Consider the following 24,408-nt stretch of genomic DNA (forward strand, 5'->3'; position numbering starts at 1 on the left):
GTTTCTGAGCCGGGAGTTGGTATTGCTATTTGACGGGAATACGGCTTTTCTAACTGGCTGTGCTTGCCCATTGTGATGACGGAAAAAAGAACGCCTGGTGTCGCTTGACCAAAGTTGCCTCTGCCGGCCAAGTCAATGATGTTGGCTTCACGCCCGAAGTCGCGGTTAGGTTCGTCATGCAGCGCTGGATGAAGCCACAGCGCTGGTTACGGAGCACACGCACACCTTCCTACCAAAACTAGGTGGCGGCGTGCGGCAGCAGCCGGTTGATGTTCTGTTCGCCGGAACTCAGTGAGGTTTAGGATACGATCCGCTCCCTTTGATCTTCAGTTTCCGCACGCACAAACTTTGATCGCTTTCAAAATTTCGACGTGCGTCGCCTGGTAGGGAGCATCCTGATCACGTTGCTCCAGGAGCCTTTGTAAGACCAATCGTGCCGGCGCGCTTGGCTCAGGTCGCACGTGATATCGCCGACCAGGTTGATCGCCACGACCACACCGAAGTGCTCTGGCTGAAAGATGGACGGGCACACGAAATGTCGATGTGGCGCTTGTCCTAGGTGATATCGTGAAATTTCCAGACTTGGCCGGGGGGGCTCGTCCCCATCGGGCATGCCCAGGGCTAGTTACGGAGATCTCATGTTTGAGCTTACGGGGCAGAGCGATCTCAACATCATTTGAGAATTCTGTCGACACTGGGGCGGATGGATAGCTGCTTTTATCAGCAACCGTCATTCGTTTGCTTGAGGTGAGCTTGGGCGTTCGCCTGCTGCATCGGACGACCAATCGGAGGCGGTATGTAAGATGGGCGAGGGGGCTATCAATGGTGACAGCAGAGCTTGGGTGTCAGTAGAATTTTCAAGTCAATAAATCGCGGACGATACCGGCTAGCTCAATGAATGGCATGCGTTGGCGATAGAAAAAGCCAGCATCACGCGCCGCTCTGCTGGCTTGAGATGCATCATTTTTTGCGAGGCTTGCCTGCATCGCTGCGTTTGTCGCGAACCTGGCCGTCCTGGTTGCGCGAACGAGGTTGTACACCACCGCCAGGCTTTGGCACGGTGACATTGGGGTTGAGCGGTCGACGGTCTGTCATGAGAAACTCCTGCATCGCTGGTGGGTTACGATAAGGATTCAATCATTGTTGAACTACGGCATGAAACACATCATGTTGTGTTCAATGGTGCGGCCAGACACAACATAGTACGCTTCGCTTGTTCGCGCAAGGGATATTGGATCCACCCTGAGTTAGTACCGTGTGCTGTATAGGTTGGTCGGAATCAGAGGCGAGCAAGCCCTGCGGCCTCAAGCTTTTCTCCAATAGCGGCTGACAGTGGAACGCGGCATTCCAAGCAGCTCGATGACTTCGACTTGGCTCTTACCTTGAGCCTTGAGCGCCTGCACCTTACGCAGACCTTCCTCAGCACTGCGCGTACGAGGATGAGGCTTCTTGGTAGGCGCTTGGGGCAGGGGAGCATCAAGCATTTCCAGGCGGTTGAGCTCTGCGAACACCTGGTCGAGGAGCTCTCTTGCCGTCTTCTGCTCATCTGCTGCATGTACCAAGGCCAGGAATGCAAGAGGATGCAGGTTCAACGCGTTTGCCAGATCTCTACTGGTTTCTAGCGTTGGGTTGGATTGGCGGCTTTCGAGCCGGCTGACCTGCGACTGGGTTACGCCGTTGGCTACGTCGTACTGCGTCAGCGCTTGCCGATCTCTAAGCATCTGGAGGACTGCCGCATAGGCTTCACGCAGGTTCATTTCATCCGCCCTGATAAAAGCGGAGGGTATGCCGTGTTTGCGTGCTCTCACACAAATGTATATAGTCATCCATGTGGGATTGGGTGGCTTGGCCATCACTCTGACGTGAGATTTGGGGCTGTGTGAGAGGAAAGAAAGCTGCCCCATTCAATATATCGCTAATTCGTCACATCGAGGTTACCGAGGATCACTCGCATCTCAGTGTGATGGGGGACTCAGCGGTATAGGGCTCGTTGAGGTTGGGTGGGAAGGTTTCCACGAATCGCGGGTAGTGCGTAGGGGTAAGTAGACCAAATTTGGGCTCGGGCTGAAGCACGGGCACCAAGTCGGATCTGGCGATCAATTTATGTTCAGCCTTTTTCAGGTGCACTGGGATGTCCAGCAATTTTGATTTTTTTTTGGCAAGCCAGCAGTCTCCCGCAGAGACACCCGCCGGGTTGGTGCCTGGCAGTGTAGAAAGGGCGATGTCCACAAATTTTGACATCGCTATAACGGGGTTCCTCTGCTGCGCTGTGTACGACCAGTCAATCAATTGTCTGGTGGGCATTGTGTATCGCGAGAGCCGCGGTCGATTCCAAGATGGTTCCACAATCCGTACTTCTACGTTGAGGGGGCGTATCGAGCATGGTGCGCACCATTTGTTTGAGACGAGAAATGGAAGCGTCTATGTCGTTTGCGACTGGGCGCTGGAAGGTGGAAGCCCTCAGTTCGAAGGCGCCCTTCACTAAGGCCGGCATATCCCACAACGAAGCGATGCAAAATGTAGCGCGCTAAGACGAATCAGGTAGGTACAGTGGAAGCAGCGTTGGTAGCAGACCTTTTATCCGAACACGGCCTTCCCTTGGAAGGGGACGGCCAATCAGATGAGCTTATTGTCGAGACAGCATGGGCAAATAATCAGGGTCGACCGTTTTATGTCGTACGGGACTGGCTCCTACTCGACATCATGGTGCCTAGTGACGTTGAAGATGATCTCAAAGCTATAGGTCTACAGCCAACAGTGGTTTTTGCCCATACCGTGATCTACGACAGTAGAGCTCAAGGCTCACGAGCAGGTGCCATTCGCTCTAGCTTTCAACGCATGCTAGATGGCTGCAGTTTTGAGAGCATGCACACCAGCTTTGTCTTGGCCGGCCCTGGCGTGCGAAAACATGTGAGTCTTCCTGCGCTGCTGGCCTTGGAAAATGCCTGAACTCAATCAGTGCGCCATTCGCCCAAGAGATGAATGCTGAGGGGTGAAGGAGTCATGTTCATGAAAACGGAAACGAATTTTGAGGAGCTGATTCGATGACATGCCGAGCAGGTGTTTGGCAGCAAAGCGAACGCCAACATCTGGTTGTCGCAGCCTAGGACAATTTTTAGTGGCGCCACAGCATTGGAGTGTGCATGCGATGAGGCGGGATAGAAGAGTCATAGGTGTGCTAGATCGCATCGAACACGGGTTCGTCTCCTAGTCGGGTCTTCGCGGGGTGCGGTTAGCAGAGGGCCCTAAGCCATATGCAATCCCCACGTAAAATTGCGCGTTGCACGGTTGCTAGTTGGATGAAAACATCAGGGCGAAACTTTCATTTTTTGGACCCTGTGCCATTGAGTTCAATGCGCTCATCATTCCCGGAGGGGCGACATGAATGATGTATATGCCGAGTGGGGCCGTTTTTGCCTGAGGTGCCGACAGCTGACAGAAACCTTAGAGTTAACTTCCGCCTACGTTGACCTTCCCCAGTTTGATGGGGCAGCGGAATTTCGAATGGCAGCCAATTTCTCTGGCGGTAAGCTAATGATTGGTACGCTATATTTCGTGACATATTACGAAATCGACCCGTTGCCCATTACATTCCACTGCGATGAGGCCATTGCTAGCTTAAGGGAAGGGTATTGCTTACTAGTCCCCGTTGCCGTTGATACGGGTTGGTCGGAAGCCGTATGGCCTAAGTCAATGGCCGAGTTAGATAGCTATATTGTTAACGTGACCGGCTATCCAAGATTTCTCGAAGATTGGATTAGGGGGAGGCGTCGCGAGCTTAATAAGCTACTGATGGTTGTGCTAGTTAAAGACGCTATTTGTTGTGGATACCTACTTGGTTCGCCGAAAGATGGGCGCTTCTCTGGGATACGTATTGTACCTGTTTTCTTCGATCGAGTTGGAGACTTTTCATTTGAAAATCGCGTGCTGATTGATCTGGAGCTCAGTGTGCAGCATCTCCAAACGCTCATCAGGCACGCTCGTCAATTGCAGCCCAGTTCTGGCGACGTAAAGGAGGATCAACGTTTGCGTTATGCGCTCGATGAACTGGCGAGCGCGTTGGAAAAGGGCGTCAGTCGTTCTCGCCTGACCTGACCTCGGGGCGCCTTGTTAGCCAGGCCCATTGGTCATTAGGTGCGCCGTGGTGCGATCTCACCTGGCAAAGAACTGGTGACTGGCTATGCGCAACAGTCGTATGCCTGAACGGCTGACAGTTTGGGTTGTGCCGGCCGTCCCGGCTGGGCGCAGCTTCGTAAGTCAACCTGCCGCCGCTGCGCTCAACAATGCAGCGTGCCGGAGCACGGCAGGGCGTAATGCTCAGACCTCATGGTTTCCCTGAAGCCATGAACGAGCTATTTCTAGAATGCCGCTCGGAGCACAAATGAGCTGATGAAAATTTTGATCTACTCAGACTTGCATACCGAATTCAAGAGCTTTGAACCGCCACAGGTTGACGCGGATTTGGTTGTCCTTGCCGGCGACATCTCGGTGCGTGGCAGAGGGGTCACCTGGGCTAACGAAACCTTCGAATGCCCAGTCGTTTACGTGTGTGGTAACCATGAGTTTTACAAAGGCCACATTGACCGAACGCTCATCAAAATGCGCGAGGCTGCAGCAGAGCATGTACTCGTCATGGACAACCAAATTCTCATCATCGATAGCACACGGTTTTTGGTTACGACGGCCTGGACAGACTACACGTCCACGGGCGACTACAAAGCTGCCATGAGAGACTGCGTCGAGCTCATGAGCGACTTCAGGAGGATCCGGGCAGGGGAGGATTTTAGAAAGCTTCGACCCGTTGATGTCATAGGTCGGAACATCGCCGCTCGTGAGTTTCTCGTCACTGAGCTCGCCAAACCCTTTGAGGGAAAGACGATTGTGATTACTCATCACTGCCCAATCCAAGACGTTGCCGGCGAGGGGCATGAAGGTCATCTAGGCGCAGCGTATTTCAATCAGTGGCACGACCTTGTGGCACAAGCTGACGTGTGGATTTTTGGACACACCCATCACGCGGTAAACACAGTCCTGAAAGGGTGCCGGCTTGTGTCGAACCCACGTGGTTATCCAGGAGAACGTACAGGCTTCTCAGCTGACCTCACCATCGAGGTCTAGGCTCATCTCAATGATGCAAGGCTGAGGCGGTTTAGTCTTCTGGATAGTGCCAGAGGCGGCCCACCGTTGACTTAGGAATACCCAGGCGCGCACTAACTGAGGCTTGTGATTCTCCCGCGGCCTTTGCAAGTCGAATGGCTGCCAGCTTCTGGGGATCAGTCTGTTTCCCTGGTCGCACCCGGGTGACCTTGCCCTCTTGGTAGTGATCAGCAATGCGCTCGAGTGCCCCACGGCTGTTGAGACCTTGGCACTCCTGTTCGATCCTTTCCAGGAGCTGCTCATCGCTTATCCCTTTACTAAGCGCAGATGCTAGAACAATGAGTGTGGCGGGATCGACCTCCAGCTTAGCAGCCACGGCTTCAAGGCGATCAATCGTGATGCTGGAGCGGGCATTTTCAATATTGTGCAAATGACGCGCTTCGACTGAGCCGGACATCTGCTCTTGCGTCAGCCCCTTGGCATGTCTGATCACGCGCACCAAGGCGGCTAGTGCCGGCATGAGTGACATTGACCATCCTCGCTAAAAACGAGGATGAAGCCACGTTGATGGCTCCCGCTCTATGCAATATAGTGCCGATTACGAGATATCATTCTGATATCTCAGTTGGTAAGGCCTGCCTCACACGCATGGCCAAGGAAAATACCGCGGCGAGGGCATGCCCCCGCTGCACATCGCAGTCCGAATGGACGAATGGGTAAGCACGCTGCGTTTGGCGCGTGGACGTATGGAGAGGCTGAAATGTCGGATGCGAGTGTTCTGAAGGGTGTACTGGAAGTGGTTGGCCCTCACCGAAATCTTCCGGAAGGGAGCGAGTACGGCTATCTGCGCCTCAAGGAGCCAGGGGGTGCTGTGCGTATGGTCAAAAAAGTTGGGACTGGTCACTACATCGCGTCATATCTCAAGCCGGGTGTGGAAGGTGAGTTCCACTTCGTAAAGCTTGGGAAGCTAGGCTTCATTTTGTACGCAATCAAAACGGCAGCGGGAGAGAAGCTGTATGAGGCGGACGGCTTTACCACGTGGATCAAAAAAATGCGCGTCATGGGCGCTTTCCTCGGGTTGCTGTTCATCCCGTTGAGCCTGGTCGCATTGCTTTTTGGAGGCTTCCTTGGAGTGATCGTACCGGTTGGTTTCGTCTACGTTATGTGGAAATTGATTGTAAGTTTCCCCAAGGTTCTCAAGGACAGTTTCCTGAGGTCACAGCTCGCATCTCACGGGTTTAGCGTCTGAGGACGATAGCGACAGGAGTTCAGAGCGAATCGGCGCGAGGCGATCTATAGATAGCTTCGCGCGTTTATCGATCACCTATACGGTTACCCAACTCTATGTCGAGTTGATAGAGAATTCGATCTGCCAGGTGGAAAGGCAGTTTTTCGGAGGTGACCTCATGCATGGCGTCGAGATAGCTGAAGTAGGTCTCTACTGAGTTGTTCAGATAGCTGACAAGGCTACCGCCACTGGCGGGTTTGTCCGGATAGCGTCGCTGTCCCGGCATGAGTACCCTGAACACTCGGTCGTCGATGATCTGGAAGACCTCCGGGTTTAGGAAGCGCAGGATGGTCGAAGCCATCGGTAAACGAATACCAGGGGAGGACAACAGTTTTCGCAAAAGCGCTTCAGCCTGGCGATGTTGTTGCGGCTGAAGATTTCCCAGCGTTCGAAGCTCATCCATTAGATCAGGGTCTAGTTGAGGGTAACGGTTGACCTTCCATAAAATGATCTCAAGCAAAGTCTGCTCGGTGAGCTCCTCGGCATGCAACGCATCGAGCTTTTTTGTCAGCTCGGGTTGATAGTGATACTTGTCTAACAGCCCAGCGGGGTCGTCACCCCATACGTGCTGGAAGCGCTTAAGAATGTCCTTCAAATCAAGCTCTCTTAGCCAATGGCGTTCGTTGTGTACAAATGAAGATGTGCATGGCATACCCATGGTTACCGAGTATATTGATAGGCTATCTCGTTGAGTAGTGTTTTTGGTGGTGCGTGGTGGCAGGGAAGGCAATTGAGGATGCAGTCAATCGACAGGTTTGGTCCAGCGCTGAGGCGGCCTACGGGCTGGTTCTTGAAGCAGTCCTCGTAAGCTTGATTGATACTTATGAGCGCAAGCCGGGCAAAGACGAGATCGTAAGAGTGTCTGCTGAATAACATTGGGCGGGCTTCATATGACGTTTTTAGGTACGCCTTGGTGGCGGTGCCTAGCCGACATGTCCGCTACTATGATTGCGGTTGGCACCTAGAGTTGCGTTCTCGTTTCTGGGGGCATGTTGTGAGAGGGCTGCAACGACAGTTCATATCGAGCAGTATGGGCAATGAGGTGCTCGTTAAAGACCTGCTAGCCCATGATATCGGCGTCTGATCAAGGAACGACTTGGGCACGGTTCTTGGTTTGAGACTGAGCTTCAATGTGACATAACGACTCGGACCAAGCGCAGCTGTAATAGTCGAATCCCGGCCAAAAATTATCATAATGATCGAAGTTCATGTGGATGGCACATTCCCTTTCAGTCTCGTCGAGGCAAGACCAGACATATCGAAATTGTCCTTCCACATCCTGAATCAGCATAAGCTCCTCTGCCTGGATTTCGCTCAAACCACCGATATTGATGAGCGCTTGAACGGCGTATTCGGGGTTTACGACGCTACCACCGTCCACTTTACTCTTGACGAGTCGAGTGATTTCCAGTATCCAGCCTATGCACTGAAACTGACTTGTTCGTACCGATTTGTATAACTCGCTTATGCCATGAATTGTCACTTTGGCAACGCTTTGTCCTTCCATAAAGCACATGTCGATTGTGTAACTCATAATTTTACATTCCGTGGTTTTCTTTATATTCTCATGCTGTATGTATTTCTACAAGTGGCGCAATAATTGCCATTTTGGCAACTCGGTGGTTTTGCCTCCGGTTGCATGATTTCGGATCAGTACCGAAAATACTTTCCCGGTCAAAAAATATCTAAAATGTGCATTTCCAGCGCTCTGTTATCCCACCGGGGACATACTGGCGCTTGATCAGCTTGTTGCATGTCCTCATTAAGCGTGAGCAGGCAAGCGCCTTGTTGTTCGTTCGAAAGGATACCTCCTGGGCTAATCGGCCGGAGCTCGTGCGGAAAATTTTCTTGTGAAGGAGGCCGCTACTTCGGTCTTAGCTGCTCCTGAGCCTGTACAACCAAGTGTGATCGAGCCTTACTACCCAAAGGCTGGCGGTGGCCGCAAGCCGTATCCACTGGAAACCATGCTGCGCATTCGCCTGCTGCAGAATGGTTCTCGCGATTTGCAGTTGATGGAGGAGAGGTATGAATGCGTGCACTTCCGCTATCAGAGTTCGAGGCAGGCGTTACGCTGGCCGTATGAGGAGGTTGAACGAACGCTGGAAGTGACGCCGCAGGCAGGTGTCACTATCGACATCAGTGATGCAGTGCCGGCGGTGTTGGCCGTCGGTGGAGGCATTGGTATTTCGCCCTGCTATGTGGCCGCGCGCTACGTCAAGCGCGGCGAGTTACTGCCGGTGTTGCCGCGGTTCACCCTGGAGCGTTTTCCCATTACCGCGCTGTGGCGGAAGGCCGGCGCGACAGCCCCCAATGTAAAGGCCTTTATCCAGTTCCTCGGCGAGCTGTTTCCCTCACCCACCCCTTGGGATCAGGTGGTGGATTAAGCGGCAAGCAACAGCGCCTAGCGACAGTCCAGCAAGCCGATCCCTCACGCGTTGCTCCGTTTACCCGCGAAGCAGGCGCCACGGTGGATGGCCCCGGCTGTGACGGAGTTCGCAGGTAAAACCCGCTTCCCCAATGATTGGTCTTGGGCAAAACAACCTATATGGATCGAAAGCGGCCGAGACGAGTGTCCGCCGCGCACGTCTGCGTCATCAAACCCCGCAAATATTTCCATCTTCCCGGGGAACTGTCTGGAGCCCCTATCCATCAGGGGCGCGCTCGTGCTTAATTGCCCGAAGCTGTCTGTCACGGGGGCTCGCTCCCCCAAATCGTAAAAAATCACCTATACGCCCTGTATCCGTCGAGGCATAACCCGCCGGCCAAAGTGCGGACTTTTCTCGATTTCGTCTTGCAACTGGACGCGGCCTGAAACGACTGCCGAATCTTTGGCATGCGATCAGCGCGCCGGCGGCAGCGCTAAGCCGATAAGCACGAAGTGAATCGCCCCGGCCGTCCTAGTCACTTTCAAGCCTCAATTAGATTTCCATTGAGCCGCAGCATGACTGTCCGCTCTGGGCCGATTTCGGCCCTTTGCGACGGGCCGCTTTGGGTCGAAAGCGGCTAGCCGCGAACGACTGCTATCGACCCAAAGCTGCCGTTCGCCACCGGCAAAAATCGGCCAAAAGCAGCCGATCATGAGGGCAGCTAACGGTCAGTCGATTATAGAGTCAGTTCTGAACGCCTAGTTGGCGCTGTCCGCATACTAGGTAAAGCACGGCAAAGGCCGAAGCCCCCAGTGACGAACTGTGCGAAAGCCTGCCGATTTTACATGCGAATACACCGCGATGCCCGGCAGATGGAAAAGCTGAAGAAATGAGTGGAGGCTGAACCTCTCATGGATCACAAACTAGGTTCGCCGCCTCCCTTCCTTCGTCGATGCAGCGCCGCTAACGACACAATCTGCGCTCAGCCTTCTTCTGCACCATTACAGTCATCTTCCTTCCATGATTCCATTTTTGGCCTACCTCGTTCGAACCAAACTACACCTTCAGACCGTCTCCATGCTGCATGAGAATTTCCTCCGCCTGGCCAAACGCCTCGCTCCGCTACAAACGTCCACACGCACGCCAAATCTTTATCTTTCAATAGCTGCTCAAATATGTCCTGCCGTATGTAGGCGTGTGAACCATCGTCAGGGTCCATGCTGCTGATGAGTTGGGGCTTCCCTAGCACATCCTTTCGCCGATGGCGTCGAGGCCGACGAATTCTGGTTGCAATTGAGGATCTACAACCTGAGCACGCCCTCTTAGGCGCATGCCCAAGCCTGCTTATGATCACTCGAGACGAAGCTATTTACGAACGCACCTTGGCGCTAGACCGCTTCAGCGTTTCCCGTTGACGGATGATGAAGCAAAGGGCACTTAAACCACCTTGGCCGCGAGTCCCGATGGTCGCGCGGCTGTGCTCATTGAGATGGTCTATGCCGCGCCCCGTAGGCAGGAAATCGACGTTGTCGACCTGGTGGATATGCTGAAGCTGGCCAAGGCAGCCAGGTTATGGGCGCTTGATGAGTCTGAATCTGAAAGGGATTGGGCGTTGGTCTGCAGAACGCCGAAGGTGTGTGGTTTTGGCTGTCTAAACTGCTCAAAAGCATCTCGGTTTTACTGGGCGAAAGTCGCCGGAACTGGCCGAACCGTTTTAAACAGGCTCGATTCGCAGGCCGCATAGGTCGCGGCCTGAGGTCGAGTTTTTCCGCTACTACTGCATTACTGGATGCTCAGTAGCCAGGAATTCCAATTGGCAGAGGTACCGTTATGGAAGGTGGTATTGCCTATGGTAATGCTGTGCTGGTTCCATGAGTCGACGAGTGCCGCATAGCTCAGATCCCTCGTTTAACGAGAGGAGCGAAGTCTTCGCCATAGAGTGGTACGGCTGATGCCGAGGCGACGCGCAGCTTCATCTAGATTGCCTTGGCAGCTTTCCAGCGTTTCTCGAACATGACGTAGCTGCGCGGCTCTGCCGATCATGTTCAAGTCGGTTTCGCGCGATGGCGTTTTTCGTGCAGGCGGCTGCTGCGGCTGCGGGGCCTCACACAGCTCCGGCAGCACACGGGTCAGGTACTGCTCGTCTAAACCGTGCTCATGTAGGAGTTCGCCGGCCGAGAGCATCGCGCGCTCGATCACGTTCTCCAGCTCCCGGACATTGCCCGGCCAGACATGTCGTACCAAGTAGGGTTGCAAGGCGATCACTATATCTGCGGCCCCTGGCGGTTGGCCCTGAACCAGCAGGCGTTGGCTGATGCCGCGACAGATCATAGCGATGTCCTCTGGCCGCTCACGTAGGGGCGTGGTCTGCAGGCGCAGGATGTTGAGCCGGTAATACAGGTCGGTACGAAACGCACCATCTTCCATGGCCGCACGCAGGTCTTGATGGGTGGCGGCGATGATGCGCACGTCGATGGTTATCGGCTCGGTGCCGCCCAGGCGGAGTACCTCGCGCTCTTGCAGGACACGCAACAGGCGTGTTTGCAGCGATACCGGCATGTCGCCAATCTCGTCAAGGAACAGCGTGCCGCGGTGTGCTGCTTCGATCAGGCCCGGCTTGCCGCCTTTGCGCGAGCCGCTAAAGGCACCTTCCTCGTAGCCGAACAGCTCGCTTTCGAGCAGCGACTCTGGAAACGCTGCGCAATTGATAGCGACAAAAGGCCCTTGTCGGCGTGGGCTCTCATTATGGATACCCTGGGCGAGCAGCTCTTTGCCAGTGCCGCTTTCACCAGTAATCAGGATGGTCGAATGGCTGGTGGCAAAACGCCTGGCCAACTGCAGCATTTCGCGATTGGCCGTGCTGTTGCCTTCCAGCTGGTCGAGCCTGTAACGAGCAGTGAACGCACCGGGGCGACGGGTGGAGCGGATGCGCTGGTCGGCACGCTGCACAGCGGTGATGTCCTGGCAGGTCAACACCAGACCAGTGCGTTCGCCGTTCTCCAGGATAGGCAGTAAATTGCTGACCACAGCGTGCGAGCCGAGCCGCATCACACGGTTTTCTTCGCCGGTACCATCCTGCAAAGCCTGCTGTAAGTCGAGGTCCGGGCATAATTGCTGCAGCGGTCGACCCAATGCTGCGCTAACTGGCATATCCAGCAATTGTGCAAGCGCGGGGTTGAGCGACTGCACCACACCCTGGTTGTCGACAGCCGCTACACCGGCGGGAATGTGCTGCAGTACGGCATTCAGGTGCCTTCGCTTAGCGATCTCAATACGTTGGCTGTCAAGAATACCCAAGGCTTCCTCAAGGGCCTTTCGCACCGTGTCCTCACTCAGCGACAGCACACCATGCAGCCCCGCCTGCTCTGCCAGTTCCACCACCGTCGACGATCCGATGATGCTGCTACAGCCAAGCTCGGCCACCTGCTCGACGGCTTGTCGAGCCCCTTCCAGCGACGTGTAAGCGGCCTGCTGAACCTGGATGGTGAAGAGCGCGGCCATGGCTTGCAGATCATGGTTGATATGGTTGTAGCTGAGCACGGCTACCTGCGAAGAACGCTCACGAGCCTGCCCCAATGCGCGGAGCAAGTCGCCGCTTCCAACACGCATCGCCAGTACCGGGCGCGTCAAGTGTTTGCGCAGGTAGGCGGCGGTGGCTCCGGCACAGACGAAAACATCAACCTTGCCGGCCTGCTCCAGCTCGCGAGCGGTCTGAAGCGCTTCTACCACTGAAGTGTCGAGGACCTCAATATGGGTGTCGGGATAGTCAGCTGTAAGGCCTTTCACCACGTGGGCGAGACGGCTCCCTTGGCTGGGGCGCTGCAAATGGCTAATCAGCACTACGACTTGGGAGGCGAAAGCTTCCATGGCGGAACCTGTTCAAGGTTGAAATGTTTCGATATTGAATTAATACGTTTCAATTATGCAACATAATATAAGTCTTCAGCCCGAAGGCACTTTCTCTACACCCAGGTAGCACGGGGGCTGCAGCTGATTCACCAGTATTTGGCCCAGGCTTTGCTCTTAGGGTTCTGCCAACTCTGAAACCAAAGGCAGGGCCCACAGACCCATGAGCAGTTCTCCAACTATTTCTCAGGCCAGCGATACGTTCGTGGCCACGACTGACGATCAACACCTGGTTGAATTCATCCGTAAGCAGGCCTCGGCAGCGCGGGTAGTCATCCGAACGCGTAAGCGCCTGAGCGGCGGCGCCATTCAGGAAAACTGGTTGCTGGACTTGCTGATAGAAGGCGGCGTTTGGGCCGGCGACCGTCGTTGGGTGCTGCGTAGTGATGCGATTTCCGCGCTGCCCGCCAGCTTAGACCGGGAACAAGAGTTCGCCGTATTGCAGGTGGCTTATCAGGCCGGTGTGAAGGTGCCGCGCCCGCTGTGGCTGTGTGGCGATATCACCGTTCTTGGGCGGTCTTTTTTCCTGATGGAGTATGTGCCGGGTGTCGCCGCCGGGCGGTTACTCAGCGCAGGGGCAGGAACCCAGGGTAACGCACCTCTGGCTGAACAGCTGGGTGCCAATCTGGCGCGTCTGCATCAGATCCGCCCGCCGTGCGCCGCGCTGGATTTCTTATCCATTCCGCAAAGGCCGCCTGCCTTGGCGACCATCAACGCCTACCGTCGATATTTGGACACCCTCGCCGACGCCTATCCGGTGCTGGAGTGGGGCCTGCGCTGGTGCGAGTTGCACGCGCCGCGCAACAGCACCCTATGCCTGCTGCACCGTGACTACCGTACCGGCAACTATCTGGCCAGCGAGCAGGGGCTGGAAGCCGTGCTCGACTGGGAGTTCACCGGCTGGGGCGACCTTCACGAGGATCTCGGCTGGTTCACTGCCCCCTGCTGGCGTTTCACTCGCCCAGACCTGGAGGCCGGTGGCATCGGGAAGTTGGAGGACTTCCTGCGTGGCTACCAAGAGGTGTCTTCGCTGTGTATCGAGCGCAGCCAGCTCCATTACTGGCAGGTCATGGCCACTTTACGCTGGGCGGTGATTGCACTGCAGCAAGGGCAGCGTCACCTGTCCGGTGAAGAACCTTCCCTCGAACTGGCACTGACAGCACGCCTGTTGCCGGAGCTTGAACTCGACATCCTGCACATGACCGGAGCCGAAGCGCCATGACCCAGCCCAATGCCCATGAGCTGCTCGAGATCGCCCGCGCGACGCTTCTGGAACAGCTGCTGCCAGCGCTGCCCGGTGAGCTGCGTTACCCGGCGCTGATGATCGCCAATGCCATGACCATCGCAGCTCGCGAAAGCCGCCAGGGAACTCAGGCCGAGGATCAAGAGCAGGCGCAGCTGGCCGCCTTGGTCGAAGAAGCGCCGTCGACATTGCCCAAGATGCGTCGCCAACTGGCCAGCGCTATTCGCCAAGGCAGCCATGACGCCCCGCAAAGCCGCCGCATCCTGGTCGAAGCATTGCGCCAGGTCACTCTCGCTCGATTGGCTATCAGCAACCCCAAGGCTTTGCCCTGAGCGGCGTCAGCCATCCCACGACAGACAAGAACAAAGAAGGACAGTCATGAATTTCACCCTCCCAACCGAATTGCTCGACTTGCAGGCCAAGACCCGGGACTTCATTGCCAAACAGGTAATCCCGTTGGAGAACGACCCACGCCAGAACAGCCACGGCCCCAGCGACGCGTTGCGCCAGGAGCTGGTGGCCCGCGCCCGCAGCGCTGGCTTGCTGACGCCCCATGCGAGCCGTGAAATGGGTGGCCTGGAACTGAGCCATGTGGCCAAGGCGATCGTCTTCGAAGAAGCTGGCTATTCGCCGCTGGGCCCGGTGGCGCTGAATATTCATGCGCCGGACGAAGGTAATATCCACCTGATGGACGTGGTCGCCACCGAGGCGCAGAAGGACCGCTGGTTGCGCCCGCTGGTTCAAGGCCTTACTCGTTCATGCTTCGCCATGACGGAGCCTGCACCGGGCTCCGGCTCGGACCCGTCAATGCTGCGCACTACCGCCACCCGCGATGGCGACGACTACCTGATTAATGGCCGCAAATGGCTGATCACCGGGGCCGAAGGCGCAGACTTTGGCATCATCATGGCGCGCATGGAGGACGGTACAGCGACCATGTTCCTGACCGACATGAAGCGCGATGGCATCATCCACGAGCGCCAACTGGACTCGCTTGACAGCTGTTTTACCGGCGGCCACGGGCAGTTGCGTTTCGACGATCTGCGCGTTCCGGCGAGCGATGTGCTCGGTGAGATCGGCAAGGGATTCCGTTATGCCCAGGTGCGCCTGGCACCCGCGCGCTTGACCCACTGCATGCGCTGGCTCGGCGCCGCGCGCCGCGCTCACGACATCGCCTGCGACTATGCGCGCACCCGCGATGCCTTCGGCAAGCCGCTGGGCGAGCACCAGGGCGTAGGCTTCATGCTGGCCGACAACATGATGGACTTGCACATTGTGCGCCTGGCGGTCTGGCACTGTGCCTGGGTGCTCGACCAGGGCCATCGCGCCAATGTCGATTCGAGCATGGCAAAGGTGATTAGTGCCGAGGCGCTGTGGCGGGTGGTTGATCGCTGTGTCCAGGTCCTGGGCGGGCGTGGGGTGACTGGAGATACCGTTGTGGAGCGGATCTTCCGCGATATTCGCCCGTTCCGTATCTACGACGGCCCGAGCGAAGTGCACCGCATGAGCCTGGCGAAGAAGCTTCTGGACCAGCGATTGGAGGCCCGCTGATGCAACCGGACCTGACCCGACTGTTCGCCCTCGATGGGCGCCGTGCCCTGGTGACCGGTGCCTCCAGCGGCCTGGGCCGCCACTTCGCCATGACCCTGGCCGCTGCAGGCGCCGAGGTGGTGGTGACCGCCAGGCGCCAGACGCCGCTGGATGCGCTGGTAGAAGACATCGAAATGGCGGGAGGGCGGGCGCAAGCCTTTGCCCTCGATGTGACCAGCCGTGAGGACATCTGCCGGGTACTCGATGCCGTCGGCCCACTGGATGTCCTGGTCAACAATGCTGGGGTGAGCGACAGCCAACCTTTGCTGGCCTGCGACGACCTAGACTGGGACCGTGTGCTCGACACCAATCTCAAAGGCGCTTGGGCCGTGGCTCAGGAAAGCGCCCGGCGGATGGTCGCCGCAGGGAAGGGCGGCAGCGTGATTAACGTCACCTCTATCCTCGCGAGCCGTGTCGCCGGCGCCGTGAGCCCTTATCTGGCGGCCAAGGCCGGCCTGGCTCACCTGACCCGGGCCATGGCGCTGGAACTGGCGCGCCATGGCATTCGGGTGAATGCCCTGGCGCCCGGCTACGTGATGACCGACCTGAACGAGGCCTTTCTGGCCAGCGAGGCGGGGGACAAGCTGCGCTCACGAATCCCGACTCGCCGCTTCAGCGTGCCGGCCGACCTGGACGGCGCCCTGCTGCTGCTTGCCAGCGATGCCGGGCGGGCCATGAGCGGCACTGAGATCGTGGTCGACGGTGGCCATTTGTGCAGCAGCCTGTAACGCGTCTTGACATAAAAACAACAAGAAACAGGAGGTATGTATGTGCGTGCAATGCCTGAGCAATGTGTCGATGAGGTGCCTGCCATGATGGTTCCAACCCTCGAACACGAGCTTGCTCCCAACGACGCCAACCATGTGCCGCTGTCGCCGCTGTCGTTTCTCAAGCGCGCCGCGCAGGTATATCCGCAGCGAGATGCGGTGGTCTATGGTACGCGGCGCTACAACTATCGTCAGTTGCACGAGCGCAGCCGTGCTCTAGCCAGTGCCCTGGAGCGGGTCGGTGTGCAACCGGGCGAACGGGTGGCGATACTGGCCCCGAACATCCCGGAAATGCTCGAAGCACACTATGGCGTGCCCGGTGCCGGTGCGGTGCTGGTGTGCATCAACATTCGGCTCGAGGCGCGCAGCATCGCCTTCATCTTGCGGCACTGCGCGGCCAAGGTGTTGATCTGCGACCGTGAGTTCGGTGCCGTGGCCCGCCAGGCACTGGCCATGCTCGAGACTCCGCCGTTGTTGGTGGGCATCGACGATGAACACGCCGAGTGCGCCGACCTGGCGCATGATCTGGACTACGAAGCGTTTCTGGCCCAGGGCGATCCCGGCCGCCCGCTGAGTGCGCCGCAGAACGAATGGCAGTCGATCGCCATCAACTACACCTCCGGTACCACGGGTGACCCCAAGGGCGTGGTCCTGCATCACCGCGGTGCCTATCTCAACGCCTGCGCCGGGTCGCTGATCTTCCAACTGGGGCCACGTAGCGTCTACCTGTGGACCTTGCCAATGTTCCATTGCAACGGCTGGAGTCATACCTGGGCGGTGACGCTCTCTGGTGGAACGCACGTATGTCTGCGCAAGGTCCAGCCTGAAGCGATCCATGCCGCCATCGCCGAGCATGCCGTGACCCACCTGAGCGCCGCGCCGGTGGTGATGTCGATGCTGATCCACGCTGAGCATGCCAGCCCCCCTCCCGCGCCAGTGTCGGTGATCACCGGCGGTGCTGCGCCGCCCAGCGCGGTCATCGCCGCGATGGAGGCGCGCGGCTTCAGCATCACGCATGCCTACGGCATGACCGAAAGCTACGGTCCCAGCACGCTGTGCCTGTGGCAGCCGGGGGTCGATGAGTTGCCGCTGGAGGCCCGGGCCCAGTTCATGAGCCGCCAGGGGGTCGCCCATCCGATGCTCGAGGAGGCCACGGTGCTGGATACCGACACTGGCCGTGCGGTTCCCGCCGACGGCCGTACGCTTGGCGAACTGGTGGTGCGAGGCAATACCGTGATGAAAGGCTACCTGCACAACCCCGAGGCCACCCGTGCCGCGCTGGCCAACGGCTGGCTGCACACCGGCGACCTAGCCGTGCTGCACCCGGACGGCTACGTCGAAATCAAGGACCGGGCCAAGGACATCATCATTTCTGGCGGCGAAAACATCAGCTCACTGGAAATCGAGGAGGTGCTCTACCAGCACCCGGAAGTGGTCGAGGCCGCAGTGGTGGCGCGCCCGGATTCACGCTGGGGGGAAACGCCCCACGCTTTCGTGACTTTGCGCGTCGATGCGCAAGCAATGGTTACGGAAGATGACTTGATCCGTTGGTGCCGTGAGCGTCTGGCGCACTTCAAGGCGCCGCGGCATGTGTCACTCACGGAGTTGCCGAAAACCGCAACCGGCAAGATCCAGAAGTTCATTTTGCGCGAGTGGGCACGGCAACAGGAGGTAAAGACCGCCAACGCCGAACACTGATCGAGTTGCAGCACCCGTGCTCCCCATAACAACAAGTACATTGACCGAGGTGTCTCATGTCCAGCCCGTTATACGCGCGTGTTCGCGCCAGTGCCCGCTTCCAGCAACTGGTGGCACGCAGGAACCGTTTTACCCTGAGCCTTTTCCTGCTGGTTCTGGCCACGTTCTATGGCTACATGGCATTGGTATCGTTCTGGCCCGAGTTGATTGCCAGGCGGCTGGTCGAGGGGTCGAACATGACCGTCGGCGTCGCAGCCGGCGCCTTCCTGTTCGTGTTCTTCGGTGCGCTGTCGGCGTTCTACGTGTACCGCGCCAATGGCGAGTTCGATCGCCTGACGCAGGCGCTGGTCGCCGGGCTGGACGAGGAGCAGGGCGCATGAAGAAACTATTGCCTTTGGCCCTGTTGCTGCACTCTGGCCTGTCGTTGGCGACCCCCGCGCTAGATGCCGGCCAGCGTCAGCCATTGAACTTGCATGCCATCGGCATGTTCATGGTGTTCGTGCTGTTCACCTTGTGCATCACTTGGTGGGCGGCGCGGCGCACCCGCTCGACGGCGGATTTCTACAGCGCCGGTGGCGGTATCCTGGGCTGGCAGAATGGTTTGGCGCTGGCCGGGGACTATATGTCCGCCTCGACGCTGCTGGGGATCACCGCGCTCATCTACACCTCCGGCATGGATGGCTACATCTACCTCATTGCCTTTTTCGCCGGCTGGCCGGTGTTGCTGCTGTTGATGACTGAGCGGCTACGCAATCTGGGCCGCTTCACCTTCGCTGACATCACTTCCTACCGCCTCGATCAAGGCAAGGTGCGCACCATGGCCGCTATCGGCTCGCTGACGGTGGTGTGCTTCTATCTAGTGGCGCAAATGGTGGGAGCCGGGCAGTTGATCAGACTGCTGTTTGGCCTGGACTACCACATCGCCTTGGTGATCGTCGGCGTGTTGATGATGCTGTATGTCACCTTTGGCGGCATGGTGGCGACTACCTGGGTGCAGATCATCAAGGCATTCCTGCTGCTGGTCGGCGGCTCGCTGGTACTGTACCTGGCGATGCGCGAGTTCGACTTCAGTTATGACATGCTGGTCAGCAAGGCCATGAACACGCATGCCCTGGGCCAACGCCTGCTGGCACCTGGCAGCCTGCTGGCCGATCCGTTGACTGCGCTGTCGCTGAGCCTGGGGCTGGTTTTCGGCACCGCCGGGCTGCCGCATATCCTCATGCGCTTCTTCACTGTCAGCGATGCACGGGAGGCGCGCAAGTCGGTGCTCTACGCCACCGGGTTCATTGGCTATTTCTTCAACGTCATCTTCCTGCTGGGCCTGGCGTCGATCGTTATCGTCAGCCAGCAGCCGCAATTCTTCGAGGGTGGGGAGCTGGGTGGCAAGCTGCTGGGCGGGGGCAACATGGTGGTCATGCACCTGGCGCAGGCCGTTGGCGGCAACCTGTTACTGGGGTTCTTGTCGGCGGTCACCTTCGCCACCATTCTGGCCGTGGTTTCGGGTTTGGCCCTTGCCGGGGCATCCGCCATCGCCCATGACCTGTATGCGCGGGTGATCATGAAAGGCGGAGCGACCGAGGCGCAGGAGCTGCGGGTAACCAAGCTGGCCACACTGAGCCTTGGCCTGATAGCGATAGCCCTGGGTATCGTGTTCGAAAACGTCAACGTGGCCTTCATGGTCGCGCTGGCCTTTGGCATCGCGGCTTCGGCCAACTTCCCGGTACTGTTCCTGTCGATGTTCTGGTCGGGGCTGACCACCCGTGGCGCGTTGGCTGGTGGCTACTCAGGTCTGCTCAGTGCGATGGGGTTTGTTATGTTTTCCAAGCTGGTATGGGTGGATGTGTTGCACTTCGCCGAGCCGTTGTTCCCTTACACACAGCCTGCGCTGTTCTCCATGCCGTTGGCGTTTCTGGTCGCGTATGCCGTTTCCCGACTGGACCGGACTGCCCGGGCCAGGTTGGAACGGGCGGCGTTCGCCGATCAGTTCGTACGGGGCCAGACGGGACTCGGCGCCAGCGGTGCAATCGATCACTGAGTTGCCAGCGGCCGTTAGCGGATGAGTGCCAACGGCCGCCCGACACTTTCCTAATAACCTCTGAAGATGTCTCCGATGCCGGTGACGGGATGCCCCATGCGCTGCGCCGTCCCGCGATTGACGAGAGGTGGTCTTGGGGCAAGCAGTACACTCAGGAAAATTGCCAGCGTCAACACGGCCAGTAACACACTCAATCGGCGCATATGATCCTCCAGCGGTTCGGGCCTATGTAGCCCCGCACGGGTATCGATACGGGGCGCAGGGCAGTTCTCTGCGGTTACTGGTTCAGCGCTGCGGCGACCGATTCACCGAAGGCCCTCAGGCCTTCTTCGAGCTGGTCAGTTGGGGTATTGATCGGTGGCATCAGCTTGATGATTTCACCATTCGGACCGCAGCGGTCGACCAGCACACCCGCTTGCAGCGTTCGCTGCTGGGCATCTTTGGCGACCGCGACGTTGCCGCGGCCAAAGTCGATGCCGGCGATCATGCCGCGACAGCGCGCCGACGCGACGCCTGGAAGCTCTGCGAAACCGGCAACCGCACGCTCCATGGCCGCGCAATTGACAGCCAGCAGTTTCAGGAACTGCTCGTCGTGCCAGTAGCTGAGTGCAATCTGTGCCGTAAGAAATGCCAGCTGGTTGCCTCGGAACGTGCCGATGTGATCGCCGGGTTGCCAGACATCGAGCCCGGCACGAATCAACACGATCGCCATCGGCAGACCAAAGCCACCGATCGATTTCGCGCAGGTGATCAGGTCCGGTACGATCCCGCAGCGCTCGAAGCCGAAGAAGTCGCCAGTTCGGCCACAGCCGGCCTGGATCTCGTCGCAGATAAGCAGCACGCCGTGATCGCTTGTCCACTTGCGCAATCGCTGCAGCCAGCCATTGGACGCCGGGTAGACACCTGCCTGAATCTGCACCGACTCGACGATCACTGCTGCGGGAAGTTCCGAGCCACTACCTTGGTCGTCGGCCAGGCGCTCGAGGAAGCCAATGCTGTCGAATTCGCCGTAGGGACTGTTTTCGTACGGCACGAACACCACGTCGGTGCAAAGCCCCGGGCCGCGACGGGTGCGGTTGCCGGTGACGGCGAGGGCGCCGGCCGTCATGCCGTGGTAAGCCCCATAGAACGATACGATTTTGGTGCGCCCGGTTGCCTTGCGCGCCAGCTTCAACGCCGCCTCGACGGCGTCGGCACCGGTCGGGCCAGTGAACTGGACCTTGTAATCCCAGCCGTGTGGTTTGAACAGGTCCCGCTCGAGCGCTTCCAGGAACTGGCGCTTAGTGGTGGTGTGCAAGTCGAGGGCATGGGCCACGCCGTTGGACGACAGGTACCCGATCAGGGCATCGCGCATGCGCGGGTCATTGTGGCCGTAGTTCAGGGCGCCGGCGCCGGCGAAGAAATCCAGGTATTCGCGGCCATCTTCACCGCGGATCTTGCTGCCTTGGGCAGTATCGAACACCAGCGGCAAGTCACGGCAGTACATCCGCACGTTAGACTCGAGCCTCTCGAACGTTTCGATGTTGTTCATGCATAACCTCATAAAAATGATGTGGGTAACCTGGTTTGCGGAAAGGTCAGTGCTTGAACATCACGTGCCGCACCACGGTGTAGTCTTCCAACCCGTACATCGACAGGTCCTTGCCGTAGCCGGAAAGCTTCACACCGCCGTGGGGCATCTCGCTCACCAGCATGAAGTGGGTGTTGACCCAAGTGCAGCCGTACTGCAAGCGGGCCGCCAGGCGATGGGCGCGCCCCACATCGGCGGTCCACACCGACGAGGCCAGGCCGTAGTCCGAGTCGTTGGCCCATGCCAGTACCTGGGCTTCGTCGTCGAACGACGACACCGTCACTACCGGACCGAAGATCTCACGGCATACCACCTCATCTTCCTGCGTAGCGCCCGCGAGGACTGTAGGCTCGAAGAAGAATCCATCCCCTGCGGCGCGCTTGCCGCCGGTAACCACCTCGATATGAGGTAGCTCCTTGGCACGGTTCACGAAGCCCTCGACGCGCTCCAGGTGCTCCTTGGTGATCAGCGGCCCCATCTCGGTCGTCGGGTCATCCTGCAGCCCGCATTTGATGCTGGAGACAGCTTCGCCAAGCTTGCGCACGAACTCCGGGTAGACCGACTTCTGCACATAGAGACGACAGGCAGCGGTGCAATCCTGGCCGGCGTTGTAGAAGCCGAAGGCGCGGATGCCTTCGACGGCGGCGTCGATGTCGGCATCATCGAAGATCAGCACCGGGGCCTTGCCGCCGAGCTCCATGTGCATGCGTTTGACACTATCGGCGGTGCCTTCGATGATCCGGCTGCCGGTGCGCACGGAGCCGGTCAGCGACACCATGCGCACTTGGGCATGGCTGGTCAGCGGCTCACCCACCGAGGCACCGCGGCCGTGGACGATGTTGACTACACCGGCAGGGAAGATCTCGGCGAGCAATTCGCCCAGTTTCAAGGTACTCATCGGCGTGTGCTCCGACGGCTTCAGCACGACGGTGTTGCCGCCGGCCAATGCCGGGCCGAGCTTCCACGCGGCCATCAGCAGCGGGTAGTTCCACGGCGCGATGGAAGCGACCACGCCCACCGGGTCGCGGCGGATCATCGAGGTGTGGCCCGGGATGTATTCCCCCGCCGCCGAGCCTTGCAGGCAGCGCACGGCACCGGCGAAGAAACGGAACACATCTGATACGGCGGGCAGTTCGTCCTGCAGCACGGCGCTGAACGGCTTGCCGCAGTTGTCCGCTTCCAGGCGGGCGAACACCGGGGCCTGGGCATCGATGCTGTCAGCGAGCTTGAGCAGCAGTGCTGCGCGGTCTTTGGGCGGTGTTTGCGACCAGGTCTCGAAGGCCGCATCCGCGCTCTGTACTGCGGCATGGACCTGGAGGCGGCTGGCCTCGGTAGTCTGCACCAGGACGCTGCCCAGGGATGGGTTGTATACGGCGAGCGCTTCGCCTTCGCCGGCCACCAGCGCACCATTGATCAGAAGTTTTGATTGCATGTCGATTGTCCCCATTGAATGGCAAGACCAAAGCCTTGCCTTTGTGGTTGTTGTCAGAGCATTCGAAGGAAACCGGGTGCTATGTCAGAGCGTCAGGCACCGGGGTGCGGAAAAAGCTGGTCCGGCAGGCAAGGTAAAGCGCGCCGAGGGCGAGCCAGCTACAGCCCATGATCAGCGCGTCATTGTCCAGGCTGGCTAGCATCCAGGCCGCGGTCACTAGGCCGATGAGAGGGAAAAACACTCCACGCAGAAGGCCAGCCCCGTCCCTGACCCGTGCATCGAAGGTGAGCCGCAACGCGCACAGGTTGACTGCGGTGAAAGCCAGAAACGCGCCGAAATTGACCAGGGACGTCGCGGTGGCGATCGTCAAGCCAAAACCCGCAGTGCCGAAAATGCCGCACAGCAAGATGTTGAAGGCGGGGGTCTTGTAGCGCGGGTGCAGGGCACCGAACAGCTTGCGCGGCAGCTGGTTGTCTCGGCCCAAGGCGTAGAGCAGGCGGCCCACGCTGGCTTGGAACGACATGCCCGCGGCGAAGTGGGCGATGATGATCCCCGCCAATACCACGGCGAAGAACAGATCACCGCCGATCATGCGAGCGATCTCGAAAGCAGCCCCATCCACAAGCTCGAACGTGGGGGAGGGGTGCGCCAGGTACATGAAGTACGAAGAGCTGACGTAGACCGAACCGCCGATCAACGCAACCAGCAGAATGGCGCGCGGCAGCGTGCGACCCGGGTCGCGGGTTTCCTCGCTGAGGGTGGATAGCGCGTCAAAGCCCAGGAACGAGTAAGCGGCGATGGCTGCGCCGGCCATGCTGGTAGCGAACGGTACATCCTGGTTGAAGAACGGCTCGGCAGACAGTAGTCCACCAGGGCCGTTGGCCGCCACGATGTAGTGCACGCACAGGCCAATGAACACGACGATGATGGCCAGTTGCGCGATCATCAACAGCACGTTGAAGCGGTTGGCGACCTGGATACCCAGTACATTCAGTAGTGAGGTGGAAACGATGAAACCGGTAATCCATACCCACTGCGGCACGTCTGGAAAGGCCATGCTGAGGTAGCTGGCGCCGAGTAGCCAGATCAGCATCGGAATGAAGAAGTAATCGAGCAGGGCGGCCCAGCCCACCATGAATCCTAGGTTCGCGCTCAGCATCTTGCGGGTATAGGTGTAGGCCGAACCGGCCACCGGGAACACCTTGACCAGTCTGCCGTAGCTCAGCGCCGTGAACACCACGCCGGTTGCGGCGATCAGATAGGCCATCGCCGTGGTGTTACCGCTGGCCTGAGTGATCACGCCGTATGTGCCGAACACGATCAACGGCGCGAGGAACGCCAAGCCGAACAAAAGCACTGAAAACGGACCCAAGGTGCGCTTCAACGAAGCGCCAGAGGTTGATTGGCTCATGACTG

22 protein-coding genes are annotated in these 24,408 nt (G+C 58.5%); 13 read left to right on the forward strand and 9 right to left on the reverse strand.

All coding sequences use genetic code 11. The annotated features are described in order from the left end of the window. Positions 1-960: 960 nt before the first annotated feature. Together ACIQYU_RS11240 and ACIQYU_RS11245 are read right to left on the reverse strand one after the other, a co-directional pair. Positions 961-1,095 (reverse strand): hypothetical protein, encoded by a 135-nt coding sequence (locus ACIQYU_RS11240; RefSeq protein WP_023663209.1) that lies wholly within the window; start codon positions 1,093-1,095, stop codon positions 961-963. 209 nt (positions 1,096-1,304) lie between these two features. After that, positions 1,305-1,757, reverse strand: a complete 453-nt coding sequence (locus tag ACIQYU_RS11245) for a helix-turn-helix domain-containing protein (RefSeq protein WP_402799728.1) — start codon at positions 1,755-1,757, stop codon at positions 1,305-1,307. A 793-nt stretch (positions 1,758-2,550) separates the two neighbouring features. Between ACIQYU_RS11245 and ACIQYU_RS11250 the strand changes: the two genes are divergently transcribed. The 4 genes from ACIQYU_RS11250 to ACIQYU_RS11265 all read left to right on the forward strand — a co-directional run bounded on the left by ACIQYU_RS11250 (position 2,551) and on the right by ACIQYU_RS11265 (position 5,118). Beyond that, entirely contained in the window at positions 2,551-2,949 is a 399-nt protein-coding gene (locus tag ACIQYU_RS11250) for a DUF6957 family protein (RefSeq protein ID WP_402799731.1), read from the forward strand. Positions 2,950-3,060: 111 nt separating this feature from the next. Then, positions 3,061-3,162, forward strand: a complete 102-nt coding sequence (locus ACIQYU_RS11255; RefSeq protein WP_402799733.1) for a hypothetical protein — start codon at positions 3,061-3,063, stop codon at positions 3,160-3,162. Between the two features lie 219 nt (positions 3,163-3,381). Next, entirely contained in the window at positions 3,382-4,095 is a 714-nt protein-coding gene (locus ACIQYU_RS11260) for a hypothetical protein (protein WP_402799736.1), read from the forward strand. A gap of 294 nt (positions 4,096-4,389) precedes the next feature. Then, positions 4,390-5,118 (forward strand): metallophosphoesterase family protein, encoded by a 729-nt coding sequence (locus ACIQYU_RS11265; protein ID WP_402799739.1) that lies wholly within the window; start codon positions 4,390-4,392, stop codon positions 5,116-5,118. Positions 5,119-5,149: 31 nt separating this feature from the next. Here ACIQYU_RS11265 and ACIQYU_RS11270 read toward each other — a convergent pair whose 3' ends face one another. Next, positions 5,150-5,626, reverse strand: a complete 477-nt coding sequence (locus tag ACIQYU_RS11270; protein ID WP_402799742.1) for a helix-turn-helix domain-containing protein — start codon at positions 5,624-5,626, stop codon at positions 5,150-5,152. A gap of 231 nt (positions 5,627-5,857) precedes the next feature. On the opposite strand from ACIQYU_RS11270, the gene ACIQYU_RS11275 reads away from it, so the two are divergent. Further along, entirely contained in the window at positions 5,858-6,346 is a 489-nt protein-coding gene (locus ACIQYU_RS11275) for a hypothetical protein (protein WP_402799744.1), read from the forward strand. Between the two features lie 64 nt (positions 6,347-6,410). Here the strand turns inward: ACIQYU_RS11275 and ACIQYU_RS11280 are convergent, their stop codons facing one another. Continuing rightward, positions 6,411-6,980, reverse strand: coding sequence for a hypothetical protein (locus ACIQYU_RS11280; protein WP_402799747.1), 570 nt, complete (start codon positions 6,978-6,980; stop codon positions 6,411-6,413). A gap of 489 nt (positions 6,981-7,469) precedes the next feature. Further along, positions 7,470-7,919: a hypothetical protein gene (locus ACIQYU_RS11285; protein WP_402799749.1), complete on the reverse strand. Its 450-nt coding sequence runs from the start codon at positions 7,917-7,919 to the stop codon at positions 7,470-7,472. A 478-nt stretch (positions 7,920-8,397) separates the two neighbouring features. On the opposite strand from ACIQYU_RS11285, the gene ACIQYU_RS11290 reads away from it, so the two are divergent. Next, entirely contained in the window at positions 8,398-8,769 is a 372-nt protein-coding gene (locus tag ACIQYU_RS11290) for a LysR substrate-binding domain-containing protein (protein ID WP_402800369.1), read from the forward strand. A gap of 1,890 nt (positions 8,770-10,659) precedes the next feature. On the opposite strand, the gene prpR is transcribed toward ACIQYU_RS11290, so the two are convergent. Then, entirely contained in the window at positions 10,660-12,618 is a 1,959-nt protein-coding gene (gene prpR / locus ACIQYU_RS11295) for a propionate catabolism operon regulatory protein PrpR (protein ID WP_402799751.1), read from the reverse strand. Positions 12,619-12,820: 202 nt separating this feature from the next. Here prpR and ACIQYU_RS11300 point away from each other — a divergent pair, with 202 nt between their 5' ends. The 7 genes from ACIQYU_RS11300 to ACIQYU_RS11330 all read left to right on the forward strand — a co-directional run bounded on the left by ACIQYU_RS11300 (position 12,821) and on the right by ACIQYU_RS11330 (position 19,990). Beyond that, positions 12,821-13,879, forward strand: coding sequence for a phosphotransferase family protein (locus ACIQYU_RS11300; protein ID WP_402799754.1), 1,059 nt, complete (start codon positions 12,821-12,823; stop codon positions 13,877-13,879). After that, positions 13,876-14,232, forward strand: coding sequence for a DUF6285 domain-containing protein (locus tag ACIQYU_RS11305; RefSeq protein WP_402799756.1), 357 nt, complete (start codon positions 13,876-13,878; stop codon positions 14,230-14,232). The genes ACIQYU_RS11300 and ACIQYU_RS11305 overlap by 4 nt, the downstream gene beginning before the upstream one ends. 46 nt (positions 14,233-14,278) lie before the next feature. Beyond that, positions 14,279-15,451 carry an acyl-CoA dehydrogenase family protein gene (locus ACIQYU_RS11310; protein WP_402799758.1) on the forward strand — a complete coding sequence of 391 codons (1,173 nt, stop codon included), beginning with the start codon at positions 14,279-14,281 and terminating at the stop codon, positions 15,449-15,451. Further along, a complete protein-coding gene (locus ACIQYU_RS11315; protein WP_402799761.1) occupies positions 15,451-16,218 on the forward strand; it encodes an SDR family NAD(P)-dependent oxidoreductase in 768 nt (255 codons plus the stop codon). Before ACIQYU_RS11310 ends, ACIQYU_RS11315 begins: the two co-directional genes overlap by 1 nt. Positions 16,219-16,302: 84 nt before the next feature. Next, a complete protein-coding gene (locus ACIQYU_RS11320; protein WP_402799764.1) occupies positions 16,303-17,955 on the forward strand; it encodes a long-chain-fatty-acid--CoA ligase in 1,653 nt (550 codons plus the stop codon). 56 nt (positions 17,956-18,011) lie between these two features. Beyond that, a complete protein-coding gene (locus tag ACIQYU_RS11325) occupies positions 18,012-18,335 on the forward strand; it encodes a DUF485 domain-containing protein (RefSeq protein WP_085588637.1) in 324 nt (107 codons plus the stop codon). Then, entirely contained in the window at positions 18,332-19,990 is a 1,659-nt protein-coding gene (locus ACIQYU_RS11330; protein ID WP_402799767.1) for a cation acetate symporter, read from the forward strand. The genes ACIQYU_RS11325 and ACIQYU_RS11330 overlap by 4 nt, the downstream gene beginning before the upstream one ends. A gap of 277 nt (positions 19,991-20,267) precedes the next feature. On the opposite strand, the gene ACIQYU_RS11335 is transcribed toward ACIQYU_RS11330, so the two are convergent. The 3 genes from ACIQYU_RS11335 to ACIQYU_RS11345 all read right to left on the reverse strand — a co-directional run bounded on the left by ACIQYU_RS11335 (position 20,268) and on the right by ACIQYU_RS11345 (position 24,403). Further along, positions 20,268-21,521: a diaminobutyrate--2-oxoglutarate transaminase gene (locus ACIQYU_RS11335; RefSeq protein WP_402799770.1), complete on the reverse strand. Its 1,254-nt coding sequence runs from the start codon at positions 21,519-21,521 to the stop codon at positions 20,268-20,270. A gap of 46 nt (positions 21,522-21,567) precedes the next feature. After that, positions 21,568-22,992 carry a gamma-aminobutyraldehyde dehydrogenase gene (locus tag ACIQYU_RS11340; RefSeq protein ID WP_402799772.1) on the reverse strand — a complete coding sequence of 475 codons (1,425 nt, stop codon included), beginning with the start codon at positions 22,990-22,992 and terminating at the stop codon, positions 21,568-21,570. Positions 22,993-23,071: 79 nt separating this feature from the next. Beyond that, positions 23,072-24,403, reverse strand: coding sequence for an APC family permease (locus ACIQYU_RS11345; protein WP_402800371.1), 1,332 nt, complete (start codon positions 24,401-24,403; stop codon positions 23,072-23,074). Positions 24,404-24,408: the final 5 nt, after the last annotated feature.

Origin of the sequence: Pseudomonas sp. NPDC096925 (genome assembly GCF_044762545.1) — a bacterium.
Lineage (GTDB): Bacteria > Pseudomonadota > Gammaproteobacteria > Pseudomonadales > Pseudomonadaceae > Aquipseudomonas.